Source organism: Georgenia sp. Z1344 (assembly GCF_057652375.1).
In genome coordinates this window covers 1,753,473-1,771,019 of record NZ_CM172728.1, presented here as the reverse complement: position 1 = coordinate 1,771,019, position 17,547 = coordinate 1,753,473, and the positions used below count along the sequence as shown (strand labels likewise).

Genomic DNA, 17,547 nt, shown 5'->3' with positions numbered 1-17,547 from the left:
CGAGGTCCCGGCGGCGGTCATGCGTCGGCCCGCGTCGCGTCGTCCGTCCCACGCTCGGTCGCCACCTGGCCGAGCGCCTGGGCGAACGCGGTGGACTCCTGCGCCCCCGAGATGCCGTACTTCTCGTCGAGGACGAAGAAGGGCACACCCTGGATGCCGTAGGCGCGGGCCTTGGCGATGTCGGCCTGGACATCGTCCGCCCAGCGGTCCGCGCGCAGGTCGGCGGCGACCTCCTCCGCGTCGAGCCCGGTCTCTGCGGCCAGCGCGGCGAGCTCATCGACGTCGGAGAGGTTCTTCCCCTCGACGAAGTAGGCGCGCAGCAGGCGTTCCTTGGCCTCGGCCTGCTTGCCGTGCGCCTTGGCGTGGTGGATGACCTGGTGGGCGCGCAGCGTGTTGATGTGCACGACCGAGTCGAAGTCGTAGTCGAGCCCGACGGAGGCCGCGATCCCCGTCACGCGCTCGAGCATCTGCTCGACCTGCTCGACCGGCATGCCCTTGCGCTCGGCGAGGAACTCGGTCGTCGAACCGGTGAAGTCGACCGGCGTGTCCGGCGAGAGCTCGAACGAGTGGTACGTGACCTCGACCGCGGGGGCGTCCGCGTGCTGCTCGCGGAACTCCGCGAGGCCGGCCTCGAACTTGCGCTTGCCGATGTAGCACCAGGGGCAGGCGATGTCCGACCAGATGTCGACGGCGATGGGGGGCTGTGCGGTCACGATGCTCCTCGGGTGGTGGGGTCCTCGAGGTGCAAGGCGCGCGGGCGCCGCGGCATTCCCGGCCGGGGGTCGGGAGCCGTCAGACCAGGCCGAGGGCGAGGCCGATCGCGGCCGCGACGCCCGTGAGGATCGCACCGACGGCGACGGCGCGGTCCGTGCCGGAGACGGGTTCGCTCCCGTCGCGCTGCGCGAGGTCGAGGATCGCGACGCGCCCGGGGGCGATGGCGTGACGGTCGATCCGGGCCTCCATCTCGTGGCGCGTCGCGTGGGTGGCGGGGAAGACGTCCCGGCCAGGGACGGCGCGGGTGTCGGCGGTGGTCAGGTCGGCGGTGGTCATGCGGGTCTCTCTTCTCCGCGCGGGGCGGTTGGTCGTGCGTGGCGACGTCCGGGAGAGGGACGCGACCGGGAGCGGGGGAGGTCGGTGTACGGGCGTAGGTCTCGCGCCGGAGCTGCCCGGTGCCGCTGCCGTCGGTCGAGAACGGGAGCACACACCGTTCAACGCCGAACGCTTCGACGTGAAAGAGTCTAGCGTGACGCGGTCGCCTCGTCAAACTTTTCGATCTTGAACTATTCTTGGCGGATGCGTGACCGCGTGAGCGACTACCTGGGACAGTGGCGCGAGCAGCGCCCCGAGCTCGAGCTGGCACCGATGAGCGTGACCGGCCGGGTCTCGCGCGCGTCCGACCTCATCTCCCAGGGCATGCGCGAGTTCTTCGCCGAGCACGACCTCCAGCCGGGCGAGTACGACGTCCTCTCCGCCCTCCGGCGCGCGGGTGACCCGTTCACTCTCACGCCCGGCGCCCTCACCGGCAGCATGATGGTGACGGCGGCGGCCATGACCAACCGGCTCTCGCGCCTCGAGGAGAAGGGCCTCGTCGACCGCTCGACGGACCCGGACAACCGCCGCAGCGTGCGCGTCAGCCTCACTCCCCGGGGCCGCGCCGTCATCGACGACGTCGCCCCCCGCCACGTCCGCGCCGAGGGGGATCTGCTCGCAGCGCTCGACGACGCCGAGCTCGCGCAGCTGGCCGGTCTCCTCGAGAAGCTCCTCGCCGGCCTCGGCGACCGCTCGCAGCACGGGGACGACGACGCCGGCGACGGGGGTACCGCCTAGCCTCTCGGGATGGACCTCGAGTTCTCCGGCGAGATCATCCACTGGCGCGGCCCCGCGCCGTTCCTGTTCGTCCCCCTGCCGCCGGACCCGCGGGAGGCCGTCCGCGAGGTCCGGCGCGAGGCCACCTACGGCTGGGGCGTCATCCCGGTGACCGCGCGCATCGGGGAGACCACGTTCACCACCTCGCTCTTCCCGCGCGACGGCGGCTACCTGCTCCCGGTCAAGGTCGCGGTGCAGCGAGCCGAGGGGATCGGCCTCGGCGACGAGGTCTCGGTGCGCATGGCGATCGACCTCGGCTGACGGGTCGGGCCGGGGCCTGTGGGGCCGGGCACCCCGAGGGCGCGGTCGGGTCAGTTCGGGCGCTGCTCGGCCGCGGCCCGCGGACCGGGCACCCGCGGGCCCGGGCGGGTCAGGCCGGGACCGGACCGTCCGGCGTCGGGGCGTCCGCCCAGGCCGGATCCCCCGGGCCGAGGACGTCGTAGACGACCGAGACGAAGTCGCCGACCCGCTCGACGGAGAGCAGCCCGAGCGCCAGCCGGCGCGGGAGCAGCGGTCGCCCGGACCCCAGGGTCGCGGCCGCGATCGAGAGTCGCAGCTCGTCGAGCAGCCCGGCGTCGGCGAGCTGACCGGCCAGGTCTCCTCCCCCGACCACCCAGATGTCCTTCCCGCCGGCCGCGGCCACGAGGCCGGTGTGGATCTCGCGCGCGTCCCCGGCGACGAATCGGACGTCGGCCCCCTCCGGCGCCGCGAGGTCGGCGTGGGTCGCGACGAACGTCGGAAGGTCGTAGGGCCACGAGGCCCCCTCGCCGAGCTCGCGCAGGATCCACTCGTAGGTGGTGCGCCCCATGAGCAGCGCACCGATCCCGGAGACGAAGCTCTCGTAGTCCCCGGTCACCGCCGGGTCACCGCGTTGCGCGAACAGCCACGCGAGGGAGTCCGCCTCGTCCGCGATGAATCCGTCGAGGGTCGTGGCCGTGTAGAAGACGGTGCGCGTCATCCCCCGAGGGTGCCGGCGACCACCGACATCGGGAGGTCGCCGGTCGATGCCGGACGGACGGCCGCCGAGCTCCGTCGCCCGCGCACGGCCAGCCGGCCTACGGCTGGATGCGGTCGAGAATCTCGTGCAGCCCGTCGGCCACCTGGACCCCCGGCGAGCCGAGACCGGCCGCGGCGAGGATCTCGCGGAGCGCGTCCGCGTCGGGCGCTCCGGGCTCGCCCACGGCGCCGCCGGGGTACGTCACGCTCTCCGAGTCGTCGGCGGGTCCGGAGTCGGCGGCTCCGTCCTCGACCGGGTCCGCCGTCGTCGGGTCGGCGCCGGGCCGTCCGTCGACGACGTCCGGCTCCGGCCACGCCACGACCATCGATGGCACCGACCGCTGGTCGTCCGCGCAGCCCGACATGCCTGCCGCCACGAGCGCGCAGCCGAGCGCGGCGGCTGCCTTGGTGGAGACGATCATCCATTCATGCTGGCACCGTCTCGCCGCCCGCACAGATCGCCCCGGCGCGTCGCGCCCGAGGAGTGCGGCCGGCCGGGCAGGGAACGTCCCTGCCCGGCCGGTCCACCGGGTGCGGGTCAGCGGGTCGCGAGGAAGTCGTCGATCTGGTTCATCGACTCCCGCACACCCTCTTCCTGGCCCATGTCCATGACGGTCCGGAGCGCGTCCTCCGACTCGTAGGTCGCGGTCGCCGTCACCGTCGTGCCCGACCCGTCGGGCTCGAACCGGTAGACGTTGCGGGAGACCGGCATGGAGTCCACCGGCCGGAGGTCGGCGTCGGCGAACCCGTCCCGGAACTCGAACCCGTTCGGCTCGTCGACGGCGGTGATCTCCCACCAGCCGCCGTACCTCTCGCCGTCGGGGCCGGTCATGTAGTAGCTGCTACGCCCGCCCGGCCGGATGTCGTGCTCGACGAAGGTGGCCGGGTAGCCGGGCGGCCCCCAGACCTGCTCGAGCTGGCGCGGGTCGGTGTAGAGCGACCAGATCCGCTCCACCGGCGCATCGAAGTGCGCCGTGATCGTCATGGTCCTGCCGGGGACGTCGGTCGTGATGTCGGTGACGGGCATGTCAGTCCTCCTCGAGGTCGAGCTCACGCGCGAGCAGCGCGTCGATCCGTTCGACGCGGCCCCTCCAGATGCCCTCCAGCTCGCCGAGCATGGAGGCCACGGAGCGGACCGCCGTGACGTCGCCCGAGGCGAGCTGCTCGCGGCCGTTGCGCCGCTTGGTGAGCAGACCGGCCGTCTCGAGGACGCGGACATGCTTCTGGACCGCGGCGAAGCTCATGTCGTAGCCCGCCGCGAGCGCCGAGACCGAGTGCTCCCCGGCGAGGACCCGGCGCAGGATGTCCCGCCGGGTCCGGTCGGCGAGGGCGTGGAACAGGGCGTCCGCCCGGTCCTCGTCCCCGGCCTCGATCACGTCACAAACATACAACCGATCAGTTGTACGTGGCAAGGGGCGACGACGAGGTGCGCAGCGGCGGGTGTGCGCGAGGCGGGCGTCCGGGTGGGGGGAGGCATCGACCGGCGCCGCCTACGCACCGGTGAGCGCGGACTCGACGCCGCGGAGCTCCTCGGTGATGTTCGCCGCCGGCCGCCGCACCGTCACGCGCTGCCCCAGGGTGACGGCCAGCCGCTCCCGGGCGAGCTCGAACCGCTCGCGGCGGCCCCACAGGTGCTGGTGCCACCCCGCGCCGAGCACGAGGTAGCCGATCGTCGAGAGCACCCGTTCCATCTCCTGGAAGGGGGCGACCTGGTCGGGCGCGTCGGCGAGCGCCCGCCGGGCCACGGCGTCCGACTCGAGTAGCTCGACGTAGAGGTGCTGCCGGCGCCGCACGCCGTCGGCGGTGTCGTGGCCGCCGGCGACGAGGTCGGCGAGCACGGCATCGAGGGCGATCGCGACCCGTCGGGCGTGGGCGCGCAGGACGACCTCCTTCCCGCCGAGACCGCTGAGGACGAGCACGACGATCGCCGTGCCCACGCCGATCGCGGTGTCGATGAGGCGGTCCCCGACGACCGTCTCGGTGCTCATGCCGGTCACCGCGACCGAGATCGTCATGGCGAGCGGCGTGATGAGCGTGACCGCGAGCAGGTAGTTCCGGGTGACGAGCAGCTCGACCGAGCCCTGCATGACGATGATCGTCGCGACGAGCCACCACGCCTGCGGGTCCACGGCGAGCACGACGGCGAACACCCCGAGCCCCAGCACCGTGCCCAGCACGCGCTGCAACGCCTTGGTGGCCTGGGCATAGCGCGTGCCGCCGGTCTGCACGATGAGGGCGGCGAAGACGACCGCCCAGTACACGTGCTCGTTGCCGATGAGCGTCGCGATCGACCCGGCGACGGCGGTGGCCACGAGCACGCGCAGGGCGACGAGCATGCTCTCCGACGGCCACCAGGCGGCCTGGCGCAGGAGGTAGCCGCCCGCGGGGCGCCCCAGCGACGAGTACCGGACCTGCGTGCGCTCGACCTGGCGCTGCTCGTCGTCGGTCCGCCCGAGGTCGGCGCCTGCGCGCTCGTCCGTGTCCTGCACCGGCTCGTCGGCCCGGTCCGCGTCGTTCTCCCACGGGCTGGGGTCGATCCCGGACACGCGGCCCGAGAGGTGGGCCGACGTCGCGGCGTACCGCTCGTGGACGACCTGGAGGCGCGCCTCGAAGTCGCTCGCCGTCCCGCCGTCGGTCACGGCGGTCCACGCCGCGTGCAGCGCCGTCGAGGCGTCGGCCCGGCGACGGTCGAGCCGGTCGGGGTCGGTATCGGGGTCGGTCGAGCGGGCGGCCGCCTCGAAGCGCACCACCGTGTCCTCCGCGTGCGCGACGGCGCTCTCCTCGATGCCGCGCCGCCGCAGCCAGATGTCGGAGGTCCCGACGACGACGGCGCTCACCGCCCCGACCGCCGCCATGCCGAGGATGAGCCACGGGTCCGTTCCGCCCACGGCGGCGAGGTTGGCGACTCCCGTGCCGAGGGCGAAGAAGTAGACCCCCGGCGGGCCGACCCGAAGCGCGTGCGTACCGAATCCCACCACCGAGCTGACCGCGACGAGGGCGGCGAGCGACCCCCACGTGCTGCCCGCCGTGAGGACGCCGACCAGGCTGCACATCCACATCCCGGCGCCGACGCCGCCGATCACCTTGACGCGGCGACGGGCAGGCGCCCCAGCGCCGTAGAGGATGGAGAAGCCGCCGAGGCTCGCGAGGAACCCCGCGGACGTGTGTCCGAGCGCGGTCGCGACGACGAGCGGGAGGCCGATCGCGACGGCCGCGCGCAGGCCGACGGCAAGGCGCGGCGGGCTGGGCGCGATGGTGACCAGGCTGCGCAGGTCGACGAAGGGGGTGCCGCTCACGGCCTCGATGGTAGGTCCGGCCCCGCCAGGCCCCTCCGACGTGTCACCACCCACAGGGCGCCACCCGGGAGTTCCGTCCCGGGGTCGCGGCCCGGTCCTCGTCGCCCCACGGTCACCTTCCACCCGATCCGACGACCGTGGTCCGGCGACGGTGGTCACCGTTAGGGTCGCCACCATGGCGACGAGGCACGACGTCCGGGCGGCGCAGGTCGTCGAGGCCATGCGCGAGCACGCGGGGACTGGGCCGGCGCCGGGGGCGGTGTGGGCGGTCGCGTCCGGTCCGCGCACGGAGCGGCGCGTGACCGTGGCGGCGACCGGCGGTCTGCGCGAGAACGCGCTCGTGCGTACCGCGTCGGTGACCAAGCCGGCGGCGACCGCGCTCGTGCTCGGACTGGTCGAGGACGGTGCGCTGGCTCTCGAGGACCCTCTGTCCCGGTGGGTTCCCGCCTGGGCCGGTCGCGAGGTCCTTCGCGAGCGCCACGGGGCGCTCGAGGACACGGTTCCGGCCGCCCGCGAGCTGACGGTCCGCGACCTGCTGACCATGGGGCTCGGGCTCGGCTACGACCTCGACGACGCGCCCGGCGACGCCCTCGCGGAGGCGACGCAGGACGCCGGCGTCCTCTCCGGCTGGACCGGGCCGGCGCTCGCGCCGACCGAGTGGGCGGAGCGGGTCGCCGGTCTGCCGATGGCCCACCAGCCCGGCGAGGGGTGGCTCTACCAGTCGTCGTTCGATGCCCTGACGGTCGTGGTCGAGGCCGCCACCGGGCGCGGGTTCGACGACATGCTCCGCGACCGCCTGCTCCTGCCGCTCGGCATGGTCGAGACGGGGTACTCGGTGCCGAGCACGCGGCTCGACCGGGTGCCCCCGTTCCGCTGGGTCGGCGGGGACGGCGAGTCCTCTGAGCTCGCGCCCGCCGCTGCGCCGGCACTGGCCCGCCGGCCGCTGTTCTGCTCGGGCGCCGCGGGCCTGCTCTCCACCGCCGCCGACCTCGTCCGGCTCGGCCAGATGCTGCTCGACGGCGGACTCGCCCCGCCCGCGTACCTCGGTCCCGCACCGACCGGGGTGCCGGCGGCCGGGGCGCCACCGACCGGCGTGCCGGTGGCCGACGACGGCACGGCCGAGGACCTGACGGCGGACGGCCCGACATCCGTCGGAAGCCCTCGCGTGCTGGCCGTCGAGTCGGTCCTGGCGATGCGCACGGACACCCTCACCGACCTCACCCGCCCCTGGGCGTCTGGCTTCCTCGAGCCGGGCTGGGGGTGGGGTCTGGGCGTCGGGCTCGACGAGCGCGGCGGCTTCGGCTGGGACGGCGGGACAGGCACGAGCCTGTGGGCCTACCCCGAGCAGGGGGTGACCGGGGTCCTGCTCACATGGCGCGGCATGGCCGGTCCGGCCCGGCCCGCCTACATGACCGACTTCTGGGACGCGGTCCTCGCCGAGCCCTGGTCCTGACCACAGCTGCACACCGGGGCTCTGGCTCCGCCTCGGACACCTCCCCCGGCGTCGGCCCCGGCCGGGCAGGACCCGGTCACATGGCGGAGGCGACGTCCGTATTGGCGAAGTCGTCGCCGACGAACAGCAGGGATTCCCCGGATGTGGCCGCAAGTGCGTACGAGAAGCAGTCACCCAGGTTGAGCCGCGCCGGCGATCCCGAGCCACGTCCGAAGCGCCGGTAGGCGAGGCGGGCCACCTCGGCGTCCCGCCGGTCGAACGGCACGAGCTCGATCCCGAGGGCGTCGACGAGGTCGTCCAGACGCTCCCCGCCGCCCGGCGCTCGCTGGTCCGCGACGATCGACGCCTCGAGCCACGTTGCCGTCGACATCCGGCAGGACCCTTCGACCACCACCCGGGCCACCTGTTCCCACCCCGGCTCCTGGCGGAGGATGGCGATGAGCGCCGACGAGTCGACGATCACCGCGGCAGTCCCGTTGCCGTGTCGTACAGGTCCTCGATCTCGGTCACCCGGTCCGCGCGGTCCGCCATCGGGAGCGCGGCGTAGTCGGTGACGATCGACCGGACCCGGCGCATGCGTTCCTCCGTACGTGCGCGAGTCGGGTCCGCGCCGTGGAGCGCGAGCAGGTGCTCGAGCGCCTCCTCGATCGCGCTCGTCTGCGACTTGCCGGTCACCCGGGCGGCCTCGCGCGCGAGCGCGTGCACCCGCTCGTTCTTGATGTTGAGCCCCATGGGTAGATTCTACCGTCCGACGTGTCTACCCATCTACCTTTCTCGGCGCCTGATCGGGTCGCCCACTACTGCTCGGCGAGGAGCCCGACGCCGGCGTCGACGATCGTCGTCGCCCGCATCTGGTCGACGGCCTCCTCGGACCGGGTCTGGACGACGAGCACGCGGCCGCTCCCCTCGTCGTCGTCGGCGGTCTCGAGGTAGAACGCGAAGGCGAGGACGCCCGGGGCCGAGCCACCCTTGAAGCCCTGGTAGCCCACCCCCTCGGGGATGCCCACGCCGGGGTTGTCCGAGAGGATCTCCCGCACGGGCTCGCCCGACTCGGTCCCCGCCCGCTGCTGGAGGAGCGCGTGGAGGGAGCAGATCTCGCCGCCGGTGAGCATCCAGCCGACGCCCTCGTCCCAGCGCGGCACGGTGACGGCCGTGGCCGCCACGTCGAGCTCGGCGGGCAGGGAGTCGAGCACGGCCTGGCGTTCCTCGGGCGTCGCGGCCGCCTCGTACTGCGCGCGGACGTCGTCCTCGACCTGCCAGCCCAGCTGGAAGAAGTCGCGCGTGCTCGGCACCGGCAGGACCCGGTCGGCGTCGAGCCCGGCCTCCTCGACCACGCCCGCCACGCGCTCCTGGCCCACGGCGTCGAGGATGAGATCAGTGGCCGTGTTGTCGCTGATCGAGATCATCAGCCCGGCGGCCTCGCGCACCGTGACCGTCGACCCGGCCTCGCGGTCCTGGAGGGTGCCGGACGGGAGGCTGCGCAGCTCGTCGGTGATCGTCAGCTCGTCGTCCCAGGAGATCTCGCCCGCCTCGACGGCGTCGACCAGCCCCGCAAGCACGATCAGCTTGAACACCGAGCCGCTGGGCGCGGGCACACCGCCCTCCTCGACACCCGCGGTCGTGTGCTCGATCGTGCACTGCCCGTCCTCGACCGTGCCGACGACGACCTGCGTCTCCCCACCGAGCTCGGTCAGGCTCTCGTCGAGGTCCTCCCAGGCACCGAGCTCGGGGGCCTCGCCCGCGGTGTCGGGGACGAACTGGAGGCCCTCGATGAGGCCGTCCTCGCCGACGAACACGGTCATCACCAGGGGGCCCGCGGCGGAGTCGAGCCGGAGCTCGGCGCCGGCCATGTCGCCGAGCTGCTCGGCGGCCGCGGTGACCGTGTAGGGGGCTCCGGTGCGGAGCTGGGCGAACACGCCGGTGTACTGGTCGGCGGGCACCTGGGCGAGCATCTCCTCGGAGAACCGCTCCTCGACCTCGCTCTCCTCCGGGCCCTCCGCGTCCGCCTCGAGCTGGGCGAGCACCCACTCGACGTGCTCGAGGAGCTCGGGGTCGGTGAGGTGGTCCGCGGGGTCGACGGCCTCGGCGGCGCCGTCGGAGGCCGTCTCGCCGTCGGAGGCGGACTCACCCCCGGTGGGGCTCTCGCCCGACGACGACTCGGCTCCCTCGCTCGGGCTCCCGGTCTGCGAGGAGGACTCCGTCGCCGCCCCGCCGTCGTCCGGGTCGTCGTCCCCGCCGGAGCAGCCGGCGAGGACGAGCGCGAGCGCGACCCCGACGGCGGGCGCGGTGCGGCGGGCGAGGGAGGAGCGGCTGCTGCGACGCGAGGGAGTCATCTCGCCCATTCTGGCAGGGGCACGGATCCCGGGCTCGGGAACGCCGCCTGCGCGGGAGTCTGCGTGGCCGTCCGTCCTCAGGCGCCGGCTCCGGAGGCGATGCCCTTGCCACCCTGCTCGGGCGAGTCCTTGCGGCCCGCCACGTAGTGGAAGATCGTCCAGCAGAGGATCCCGACCATCACGCCGCCACAGACGACGTTACCGAGCGTGACGGGGAGGAGGTTGTCGACGACCAGCGCACCGCAGGTGAGATCGCCGAACGCGGCCTGGCGCCACGTCCCGCCGGCGTGGACCAGTCCGACGATCGTCGGTGCGCCGACGAAGTTGGCCACGTGGAAGACGAACCCGAGGGCGATGTACCCACCGGCGGTCAGGCCGAGCAGGAAGGACTTCAGCGGCCGGCCGGTGCCGGTCACCGCCGACCGGCGTCAGATGACGGAGTAGTCACCGGCCGCACGCAGGGCGCGGTCGATGACGTCCGGGTCGAGCACGACGTCGTCCTTGTGCTTGAGGATGATCTGCGACCCCTGTTCCTCGATCTCCGCCGAGAACCCGCCGACCCCGGCCACCTTGTACATCGCGGCGCGGACGGCGAGCACGTCCCCGTTCGTCCGCATGCCGTCGACGGCGAATGTCGTACTGATCAACTGCTCCCCCTCGATCTAGATCACCCCGTTGAACGCCTGCATGGCGCCGTCCTCGCGGGTGCCGCCGCGGCCGTCACCGTACTCGGCGTAGTCACGGATCCACTCGACGCTCCGGACCCACTTGACCATCTTGTACCCGTGGTTGGACTCCACGCGCAGACGCAGCGGGGCCCCGAGGTGGATGTCGAGCGGTCGGCCGTTGCGCTCGTAGGCGAGGATCGTGTTGGCCTCCTCGAGCATCTTCATGTCGAGCACCGTGTAGAACGGCTCGCGCGGCCGGTGGTCCCACATCTCCTGGGCGAGACCGTGCGAGGTGATCAACACGTAGCTCGCCCCCTCGGGCCGGGGGCCGAGCCGGTCGAGGACGTCGGTCAGCCTGACCCCCGCCCACCTCGAGGTGGCCGACCAGCCCTGCATGCAGGTGTGGACCGCGACGTACTCGGTCCTCGGCATGGCCTTGAGCTCGTCGAGGCTGAGCTCGATCGAGGTGCCGTCGAGGGCGTTGCCGACCTCGAGGCGCCAGTCCTGCCAGTCGGTGTCCCTGTGGTGCAGCCACTCGGGCGACTCGTCCTCGGTCGGCGGCAGACCGTTCGTCCAGTGAAACTCGGACAGGTCCTCGTCGGTGTAGGTCGTCTGCTTGTGCATCCGGGGCTTCATCCAGCCGAGGAACAGCTTCCGCGCGGGCTCGGTGAGGGTGACGAGGATCTTCTGGGTGAGCGGCCGATCGATGAGCGAGGCGTAGCTGAGACCGATCCAGAAGGCGAACACGAGAACGATCGTGATGATGACGGTCGTGAATGCCTGGGCGTACCGGGTGGTGTCGGTGACGCCGAAGACCATGTGCGGCAGGTTGTACTCCGGGTGCACGAGGAACACGAGCCCGACGTGCATGACGATGAAGATCGTCATGAAGACCATGGCGATGAAGTGCAGCGACCGCGCACCCTGGTGGCCGCCGAACAGCTTGACGTACCAGGGGAACCTCGAGCGGATCGCCGGGGCCATCGCGAGTCCGCTGAGGATGAGGAACGGTGCGAGCAGGAAGATGACGGCCGTGTAGCCGAGCATCTGCAAGGAGTCGTAGGGCGAGAAGTGCTCGATCCCGGGCACACCCAGGCCGAGGTAGACCTTGAGCGACTCCCAGGCCTCGGGGAACACGTCCCACGACGTCGGGATGATCCGTCGCCACAGGCCCGTGCCGAACAGCAGAGCGACGTAGACGATCCCGTTGAGCACCCAGAGCATGACGCCGAGACCGTGGAAGTGCCGGCCGAGCCCGATGTTCTTCCGGCCGGGCAGCCCGAACACCGGGCTCATGCTCCGCTCGTCCATGAGCGAGGTGTAGACGCCCTCCTCCTTCGGGAGCTCCTGCCGGGTGAACTTCAGCCACTCCGTGCCAGGTTTGCTGTCGTTCCGCCACCACAGGCGCGGCAGCGAGGAGAGCATCTCCCACCCGCTGCGCAGGAGAATGCCGATGAGCACGAAGTTGAGGAGATGGGTGGCGCGCAGCCACAGGGGAAAGTTGGGGTCCTCCACTGGTTCCTCCGACGACGATGAGCAGGTGCGGGGGCCCGTCCCACTGTATCGAGCAATTCCCGAAAAGGAATGGCGAAAATGCGGGAAAAGTCCGGAACCATGCATTTCTCGGACACATTGCTGAAACTGGGTCGGGGCATTGTCCCAATAGTCCGATTCCAGGTCGTCCGTCTCCGCGGCACCAGTTTCCGAATGATCCGGGTGCGGGTCGGTCGTCTCCGGATCTGCGCGCCGGTCAGGTGCGACCGGTCGGTGCTCGACCGGCCGGGCCGTCAAGGAGCGCAGCCACCTGCTCGTGGAGCATCGGCAGCTCGCGACCTGCGTCGACCTGTCCGCCGGCGACCCCGGCGGCGAAACCGTCGAGCAGGAGCAGCACCCAGGTCGTGAGGCGGTCGGCCGGGACGTCCACGCGCACGGCCCCGGCCCGCTGGGCGCGCGACATCCGCTCCCCCAGCAGCTCGCGGGTGACGCGTTCGTCCGCCTCGAGTGCCGCCACGATCGTCGGGCGGTGCGTCAGCGCGCCGACGGCACGCACGAACCCGGACGCGCGGGGGTCAGCGAGGTCTTCTGCGGCGTGGTCGACGAAGCCGAGGACGGTTCCACGCGGTGAGGCTCCGGCACCACTGCTGCGCGACGCGTGCCCCGAACCTGCGCCGCGGCTTCTCGTCGTGCCGCCCGCCCCGGCGCCGGGCACGCTCGCCGCGCGGGCCGAATCCTCCGGGTTGTCGTCGTCGAGGGAGGCGAACAGCTCCCGCGTCTCCTCGGTACCGAGCTCGACGATCGCCACCACGAGCGCGTCCTTGGTCGCGAAGTGGTGGAAGAAGGTGCCCGAGCCGACACCGGCGATGCGACAGATGTCGGCGGTGGTCGCGGCAGCACCCCGCTCGGCGAACGCGGTGAGGCCTGCGTCGATGAGCTGGAGGCGCCGGGCGCGGCGCAGCTCGGGGTCGACGGGGCGGGCCATGCCCCCACCCTAGTTAATGGAGTGCCCACTCTGCTAACGTCGCGGCATGCTCCCGCTCCGGCAGCGCGCCGCCTCGATCGTCCTCGTCGCGCTCGCCGCACCGGTCTGCGCGGAGATGCTCCAGGCCTACCTGGCCGCGACCGGCGATCCCGGTGAGCTCGCGTTCGCCACCGTGTTCCTCGCACCGCTGTACGGCGGGGCGGCGCTGCTGATCCGGGACCTCGCCGTGCGGACGGGGCGGGGCTGGGCCGGCATCCTCCTGCTCGCCGCCGCGTTCGGGCTCGCGATGACGGGGGTGATCGACCTGTCGATGTTCGCCGGGGACCGCCCCGACGTGTCCTACTGGGACGAGCTGCGCGAGCCGACGATGATCGCCCCGCTCGGGTTCAGCGCGTACGCCACCCTGGTCTGGGTCCTCGGGCACGTGAGCATGAGCGTCGGGGCGCCGCTGGCGATCCACCGCGCGCTCGCCCCGCGTCACGAGGGGCGGCCCCTGCTCGGCCGGTTCGGGACGGTGGTCGCGGTCGCCGCGTGGGTCGCGGTCGCCGTGGCGATCCACTCGGACGGCCGGGACATGTACGGGTACGCGCCGTCGATCGGCCAGGTGGTCGGCGTGCTCGCGGGGGTCGCGGCACTCGTCGCGCTCGCGATGTCGCCGGCAGGGCGGCCGCTGCGGGCGCGGGGCAGGGGGTCGGCCCGAGAGGTCGGCTCCCGCGGCAGCGAGGTCGAGCAGGGCGAGCGCCACCCGGCGGTAGCGCGCCCGGTCAGGACCTGGGTGATCGTGCTCGCGGGGATTCTCGGCAAGGTGCTGCTCGACCTCACGCCGCCCGCGTGGGGCGGGTTCGCGTTCGTGGTCGCGGTGGTCGTCGTCGCTGCGTGGCTCCTCGCCCGGGTGTCCACCCGGCGCCGGTGGGGCGCGCGCGAGGGCGGGATCCTCGGGGCGTCGCTCGTCGTCGGCGGGGTGCTCGTCGGCATGCTCGCCCCGTTGCCCGGCGGGGTGACGATGGGCGCGAAGATCGCGCAGAGCGTGGTGCTCCTCGGGGCGGCGATCGGCGTGCTCGCGGTCGTGCTGCGGCGGGAGCGGCCACGGGCGGCGACACCTCCGACAACTTCCGTCGACAGACATTCGGCCGACGAGAATGTCAGTGAAGTGCCCCTCGAGTGACATTGTTCCCGGAGGCGGCGGACAGCACCCGGGGGTCAGCACCCCGTACCCCGGTAGGGGCGCGAATGGCTCTGGCGGGTGACGCGGCGCACCGATCCGCGTCCTTAGCGTCACCGCCATGACGACGACGATCCCGCTCCGGCCGGTCCCCGCCACCTCCCGGCCCGCCGCGATGCCGCTGCCCGAACCCCGCGCGATCACGCCGGCGCTCCGCACCGCCGCGCCGGCCCTGCTCCGCTCCATCCCTCGCAACGCCGACCCCGACTTCCCGTACGCCCCGCTCGCCTACACGCCGCGCACGGTCGAGGGGCACAAGCTGCTCGCCCTCGACCCGCCGGGCGGCCCGCGGGTCGTCGAGGTGTTCGGCGACCTCGTCACCGCCGACCACATCGTGGTGATGGTGCCGGGCAACGGCCACCACCAGGGCAACTACTTCCGCGCCCGCGGCCCGCTGGCCCTGCGCTCGCGGGCCCAGCTCATGCTCGCCACGACGGCGGGGATCGACCCGGAGGCGCGAGTCGCCGTCGTCGCGTGGGTGGGGTACCGGACCGCCCCGGACCTGCGCGCCTCGTTCGCCATCCGCTACGCCCGCGAGGGCGCCGGCGACCTCGCACGCCTCACCCACTACCTGCCACGCTCGGCGCACCTCACCGTGGTCGGCCACTCGTACGGCACCACCGTCACCGGCCTCGCGCTGGCCGACGCGCGGATCGACGACGTCGTGGCGCTCGGCAGCCCCGGCATGGGCCTGAGGCACCGCACGGACACCGGCCGGCGCGCGCGCATCTGGGCCGCCCAGGCCCCGACCGACTGGATCCGCCACTTCCCACGCGTGAGGTTCGGCCCGCTCGGCCTCGGCCGCTCGCCGCTGCACCCCGCCTTCGGAGCCGTCCGCATCGGCACCGGCGATATCACGGGCCACCTCGCCTACTACGACGAGGGCAGCGAGTCCCTCCTCAACGCCGCGCGCATCGCGCTCGGCCGGTTCGCCGAGGTCACGCTGCACGACGGCGGGACGTCGGTCCCCCGGCCCGAGCTCGCGCCGCCGGGGGCTGCGGCCCCCCGCCCGGCCGGCGGTCCGGCCGGCACCGCGGCGACGACCACCCTGGTGAGGGCCGCGTGAGCACGGCCACCGACCGTCGGACCGTTCCTGCGCACCCGTCCGCACCCGTCGGATCCACGTCCGTCGGGTTCGCCCCCGACCGAACCACCGCCGCGCCGTCGTCCGCCGATCGACGCCCCGACTCGGCGACGCCCGCGGTCCTCGCCGTCGGGCTGCGCTCCTCCTACCCCGGGCGCGGCACGGTGCTCGACGGGATCGACCTCGCCGTCGCACCCGGGACCGTGCACGGCCTGCTCGGCCCGAACGGCGCCGGCAAGTCGACGACCGTGCGGATCCTCGCCACCCTCCAGCGCTTCGACTCGGGCACGGTCCGGGTGGCGGGGCACGACCTCGCGCGCGAGCCCGGCGCCGTCCGGTCGCGCATCGGGGTGGCGGGGCAGCACGCGGCCCTCGACCCGGTGCTCAGCGGCCGCGAGAACCTCACGATGTTCGCCCGCCTCCACCGGATGCGGCCCCGCGCCGCGCGCGCCCGCGCGGGTGAGCTGCTCGACCGGTTCGACCTCGCGGCGGCCGCCGACCGCCCGCTGCGCCACTACTCGGGCGGGATGCGGCGCCGCCTCGATCTCGCGGTCAGCCTGATCCGCAGCCCGCAGGTCCTCTTCCTCGACGAGCCGACGACCGGCCTCGACCCGCGCAGCCGCAGCGAGGTGTGGGACGCCGTGCGCGAGCTGGCCGCGGGCGGCACCACCGTGCTGCTCACCACCCAGTACCTCGAGGAGGCCGACCGCCTCTGCCGCCGCATCTCCCTCCTGCGGGCGGGGCGCATCGCCCTGGAGGGCTCGCCCGACGAGCTCAAGGCGACCATCGGCGGGAGCCGGCTCGAGGTCGCCGTCCCGCCGGGCGCCTCACCGGCCGACATCTCCCGCACGCTCGCCGGCGCCCTCGGCGTCACGACCGACGTCGACGACGCCGCCCGCCGGGTCTCCGCGCCGCTCGACGGCGCGACCGACGCCCTCGCCCGCGCCGCGGCCGCGCTGTCCGGGCTCGGTGTGCACGTGGACGACCTCGCGCTGCGCCGCCCCGACCTCGACGACGTCTTCCTCCGCCTCACCGCACCCGACATCTCCGAAGGGCCGCACCGATGACCGCGCACCTCGTCAGCCCACCCACACTCCCCTCCCCGACGGCGGCGCTCGCCTCCCGCGCGCCGGCACCCGCACGGGGACGCACCTCGGGAGCCGGGGCCGCGTCGGCGCCCGGTCCCGCAGCCGGTCACGCCCGCGCGCGGGGCGTCGGCTCGTCGTCGTCGGGCATGTCCGCCCTCGGGTGGGCGTTGTCGGACACGTGGGTCGTGGCCGGTCGCCACCTGCGCCGGCTCCGCCGACGGCCCGACGAGCTGCTCAGCACGCTGCTCGTCCCCGTCATGGCGGTCGCGATGTTCGGGCTCGTCCTCGGCGACGCCTTCGGGGCCGCGATGGCCGCGCCCGGGGTCGACTACCGCGAGTTCCTCCTGCCCGGGGTCTTCGTCCTCACGATGGCGTTCGGCATCGGGTCGACCACCGTGTCGGTCGCCGCCGACGTCCGCGACTCCGTGGTGGACCGAATGCGGTCGATGCCGACGGCGCCCGCGGCGATCCTCGCGGGTCGGGCGCTCGCGGACCTCGTCACCGCCGTCGTCGAGCTCGCGGTGCTCGCCGGGATGGGCGCGCTGCTGGGCTGGCAGTGGCACGGCGGACCCGTGGCCGTGGCCGGCGCGCTCGGGCTGCTCCTCGCTCTCCGGCTGGCGTTCTCGTGGATCGGGATCGTGCTCGGCCTCCTCGTCAGCGGGCCGGAGGCGGCGATGAAGTACTTCGCGCTCGTGTTCCCGCTCGCGATGGTGGCCGAGACGATCGTGCCGACCGCACTCATGCCGGGCTGGCTCGCCGGCCTCGCGGCGTGGAACCCGCTCTCGTCCACGGTGGTGGCCACCCGGGAGCTGTTCGGCGTGGGCGGCCCGGAGGCGTCGACCTGGATCGCCGAGCACGCCCAGGTCATGGCGCTCGCGTGGCCCGCGGCGATCGTGGCGGTCTGCGTGCCGGTGGCGCTGCTCCTGCTCCGCAGGCTCGGCCGGTGACGCGGCGGAGCCCCGGCCGAGCCGCTCCCGAGTCGGTCGGCCGGGGCTCCGGCGTACGGCGGGCTCGACGCCGGACCCGGAGGACGACAGGTGTGGCTCCTGCGGCGATCGCGCC

General features: G+C 73.5%; 21 protein-coding genes. 7 read left to right on the top strand and 14 right to left on the bottom strand.

Going from position 1 to position 17,547, the window contains the following annotated elements; translation table 11 throughout:
• Positions 1-17 precede the first annotated feature (17 nt).
• The gene (locus tag AC24FB_RS07985; protein WP_425713944.1) at positions 18-713 is read right to left on the bottom strand and encodes a DsbA family oxidoreductase; all 696 of its coding nucleotides are present in this window, start codon (positions 711-713) and stop codon (positions 18-20) included.
• A gap of 79 nt (positions 714-792) precedes the next feature.
• On the bottom strand, positions 793-1,050 hold the full coding sequence (locus AC24FB_RS07980) for a hypothetical protein (protein WP_425713945.1): 258 nt from the start codon (positions 1,048-1,050) through the stop codon (positions 793-795).
• Between the two features lie 243 nt (positions 1,051-1,293).
• Between AC24FB_RS07980 and AC24FB_RS07975 the strand changes: the two genes are divergently transcribed.
• The gene (locus AC24FB_RS07975; protein WP_425713946.1) at positions 1,294-1,827 is read left to right on the top strand and encodes a MarR family winged helix-turn-helix transcriptional regulator; all 534 of its coding nucleotides are present in this window, start codon (positions 1,294-1,296) and stop codon (positions 1,825-1,827) included.
• 9 nt (positions 1,828-1,836) lie between these two features.
• Positions 1,837-2,127, top strand: a complete 291-nt coding sequence (locus tag AC24FB_RS07970; RefSeq protein WP_425713947.1) for a DUF1905 domain-containing protein — start codon at positions 1,837-1,839, stop codon at positions 2,125-2,127.
• 109 nt (positions 2,128-2,236) lie between these two features.
• On the opposite strand, the gene AC24FB_RS07965 is transcribed toward AC24FB_RS07970, so the two are convergent.
• From AC24FB_RS07965 to AC24FB_RS07945, 5 genes are all read right to left on the bottom strand, one after another.
• The gene (locus tag AC24FB_RS07965; protein WP_425713948.1) at positions 2,237-2,824 is read right to left on the bottom strand and encodes a dihydrofolate reductase family protein; all 588 of its coding nucleotides are present in this window, start codon (positions 2,822-2,824) and stop codon (positions 2,237-2,239) included.
• A gap of 97 nt (positions 2,825-2,921) precedes the next feature.
• Complete coding sequence (locus AC24FB_RS07960) at positions 2,922-3,284, bottom strand: hypothetical protein (protein WP_425713949.1); 363 nt, start codon at positions 3,282-3,284, stop codon at positions 2,922-2,924.
• 116 nt (positions 3,285-3,400) lie between these two features.
• Entirely contained in the window at positions 3,401-3,889 is a 489-nt protein-coding gene (locus tag AC24FB_RS07955) for an SRPBCC family protein (protein WP_425713950.1), read from the bottom strand.
• A gap of 1 nt (position 3,890) precedes the next feature.
• Positions 3,891-4,235: an ArsR/SmtB family transcription factor gene (locus AC24FB_RS07950; protein ID WP_425714046.1), complete on the bottom strand. Its 345-nt coding sequence runs from the start codon at positions 4,233-4,235 to the stop codon at positions 3,891-3,893.
• Positions 4,236-4,352: 117 nt separating this feature from the next.
• Complete coding sequence (locus tag AC24FB_RS07945) at positions 4,353-6,158, bottom strand: FUSC family protein (RefSeq protein ID WP_425713951.1); 1,806 nt, start codon at positions 6,156-6,158, stop codon at positions 4,353-4,355.
• A 175-nt stretch (positions 6,159-6,333) separates the two neighbouring features.
• Between AC24FB_RS07945 and AC24FB_RS07940 the strand changes: the two genes are divergently transcribed.
• Positions 6,334-7,611 carry a serine hydrolase domain-containing protein gene (locus AC24FB_RS07940; protein ID WP_425713952.1) on the top strand — a complete coding sequence of 426 codons (1,278 nt, stop codon included), beginning with the start codon at positions 6,334-6,336 and terminating at the stop codon, positions 7,609-7,611.
• A 76-nt stretch (positions 7,612-7,687) separates the two neighbouring features.
• Here AC24FB_RS07940 and AC24FB_RS07935 read toward each other — a convergent pair whose 3' ends face one another.
• The 7 genes from AC24FB_RS07935 to AC24FB_RS07905 all read right to left on the bottom strand — a co-directional run bounded on the left by AC24FB_RS07935 (position 7,688) and on the right by AC24FB_RS07905 (position 13,091).
• Complete coding sequence (locus AC24FB_RS07935; protein ID WP_425713953.1) at positions 7,688-8,074, bottom strand: type II toxin-antitoxin system VapC family toxin; 387 nt, start codon at positions 8,072-8,074, stop codon at positions 7,688-7,690.
• Positions 8,071-8,343 carry a type II toxin-antitoxin system VapB family antitoxin gene (locus AC24FB_RS07930; RefSeq protein WP_425713954.1) on the bottom strand — a complete coding sequence of 91 codons (273 nt, stop codon included), beginning with the start codon at positions 8,341-8,343 and terminating at the stop codon, positions 8,071-8,073. Before AC24FB_RS07930 ends, AC24FB_RS07935 begins: the two co-directional genes overlap by 4 nt.
• Positions 8,344-8,408: 65 nt before the next feature.
• A complete protein-coding gene (locus AC24FB_RS07925; RefSeq protein ID WP_425713955.1) occupies positions 8,409-9,944 on the bottom strand; it encodes a serine hydrolase in 1,536 nt (511 codons plus the stop codon).
• 77 nt (positions 9,945-10,021) lie between these two features.
• Positions 10,022-10,360 (bottom strand): formate/nitrite transporter family protein, encoded by a 339-nt coding sequence (locus tag AC24FB_RS07920; RefSeq protein WP_425713956.1) that lies wholly within the window; start codon positions 10,358-10,360, stop codon positions 10,022-10,024.
• Between the two features lie 12 nt (positions 10,361-10,372).
• Positions 10,373-10,591: a hypothetical protein gene (locus AC24FB_RS07915; RefSeq protein ID WP_425713957.1), complete on the bottom strand. Its 219-nt coding sequence runs from the start codon at positions 10,589-10,591 to the stop codon at positions 10,373-10,375.
• A gap of 15 nt (positions 10,592-10,606) precedes the next feature.
• Positions 10,607-12,127: a molybdopterin-dependent oxidoreductase gene (locus AC24FB_RS07910; protein WP_425713958.1), complete on the bottom strand. Its 1,521-nt coding sequence runs from the start codon at positions 12,125-12,127 to the stop codon at positions 10,607-10,609.
• A 235-nt stretch (positions 12,128-12,362) separates the two neighbouring features.
• Positions 12,363-13,091, bottom strand: coding sequence for a TetR/AcrR family transcriptional regulator (locus AC24FB_RS07905; RefSeq protein WP_425713959.1), 729 nt, complete (start codon positions 13,089-13,091; stop codon positions 12,363-12,365).
• Between the two features lie 46 nt (positions 13,092-13,137).
• On the opposite strand from AC24FB_RS07905, the gene AC24FB_RS07900 reads away from it, so the two are divergent.
• From AC24FB_RS07900 to AC24FB_RS07885, 4 genes are all read left to right on the top strand, one after another.
• On the top strand, positions 13,138-14,256 hold the full coding sequence (locus AC24FB_RS07900; RefSeq protein WP_425713960.1) for a hypothetical protein: 1,119 nt from the start codon (positions 13,138-13,140) through the stop codon (positions 14,254-14,256).
• Positions 14,257-14,374: 118 nt separating this feature from the next.
• On the top strand, positions 14,375-15,379 hold the full coding sequence (locus tag AC24FB_RS07895) for an alpha/beta hydrolase (protein WP_425713961.1): 1,005 nt from the start codon (positions 14,375-14,377) through the stop codon (positions 15,377-15,379).
• A 152-nt stretch (positions 15,380-15,531) separates the two neighbouring features.
• Positions 15,532-16,464: an ABC transporter ATP-binding protein gene (locus AC24FB_RS07890; protein ID WP_487561440.1), complete on the top strand. Its 933-nt coding sequence runs from the start codon at positions 15,532-15,534 to the stop codon at positions 16,462-16,464.
• Positions 16,461-17,432, top strand: coding sequence for an ABC transporter permease (locus tag AC24FB_RS07885; RefSeq protein WP_425713963.1), 972 nt, complete (start codon positions 16,461-16,463; stop codon positions 17,430-17,432). Before AC24FB_RS07890 ends, AC24FB_RS07885 begins: the two co-directional genes overlap by 4 nt.
• The last annotated feature ends 115 nt before the right edge of the window (positions 17,433-17,547 follow it).

Coding starts and splice junctions, on each gene's coding strand:
- AC24FB_RS07980 (WP_425713945.1), bottom strand. CDS start 1,050: ATGACCACCGCCGACCTGACCACCGCCGACACCCGCGCCGTCCCTGGC.
- AC24FB_RS07975 (WP_425713946.1), top strand. CDS start 1,294: ATGCGTGACCGCGTGAGCGACTACCTGGGACAGTGGCGCGAGCAGCGC.
- AC24FB_RS07970 (WP_425713947.1), top strand. CDS start 1,837: ATGGACCTCGAGTTCTCCGGCGAGATCATCCACTGGCGCGGCCCCGCG.
- AC24FB_RS07965 (WP_425713948.1), bottom strand. CDS start 2,824: ATGACGCGCACCGTCTTCTACACGGCCACGACCCTCGACGGATTCATC.
- AC24FB_RS07960 (WP_425713949.1), bottom strand. CDS start 3,284: ATGATCGTCTCCACCAAGGCAGCCGCCGCGCTCGGCTGCGCGCTCGTG.
- AC24FB_RS07955 (WP_425713950.1), bottom strand. CDS start 3,889: ATGCCCGTCACCGACATCACGACCGACGTCCCCGGCAGGACCATGACG.
- AC24FB_RS07940 (WP_425713952.1), top strand. CDS start 6,334: ATGGCGACGAGGCACGACGTCCGGGCGGCGCAGGTCGTCGAGGCCATG.
- AC24FB_RS07930 (WP_425713954.1), bottom strand. CDS start 8,343: ATGGGGCTCAACATCAAGAACGAGCGGGTGCACGCGCTCGCGCGCGAG.
- AC24FB_RS07925 (WP_425713955.1), bottom strand. CDS start 9,944: ATGACTCCCTCGCGTCGCAGCAGCCGCTCCTCCCTCGCCCGCCGCACC.
- AC24FB_RS07905 (WP_425713959.1), bottom strand. CDS start 13,091: ATGGCCCGCCCCGTCGACCCCGAGCTGCGCCGCGCCCGGCGCCTCCAG.
- AC24FB_RS07900 (WP_425713960.1), top strand. CDS start 13,138: ATGCTCCCGCTCCGGCAGCGCGCCGCCTCGATCGTCCTCGTCGCGCTC.
- AC24FB_RS07895 (WP_425713961.1), top strand. CDS start 14,375: ATGACGACGACGATCCCGCTCCGGCCGGTCCCCGCCACCTCCCGGCCC.
- AC24FB_RS07885 (WP_425713963.1), top strand. CDS start 16,461: ATGACCGCGCACCTCGTCAGCCCACCCACACTCCCCTCCCCGACGGCG.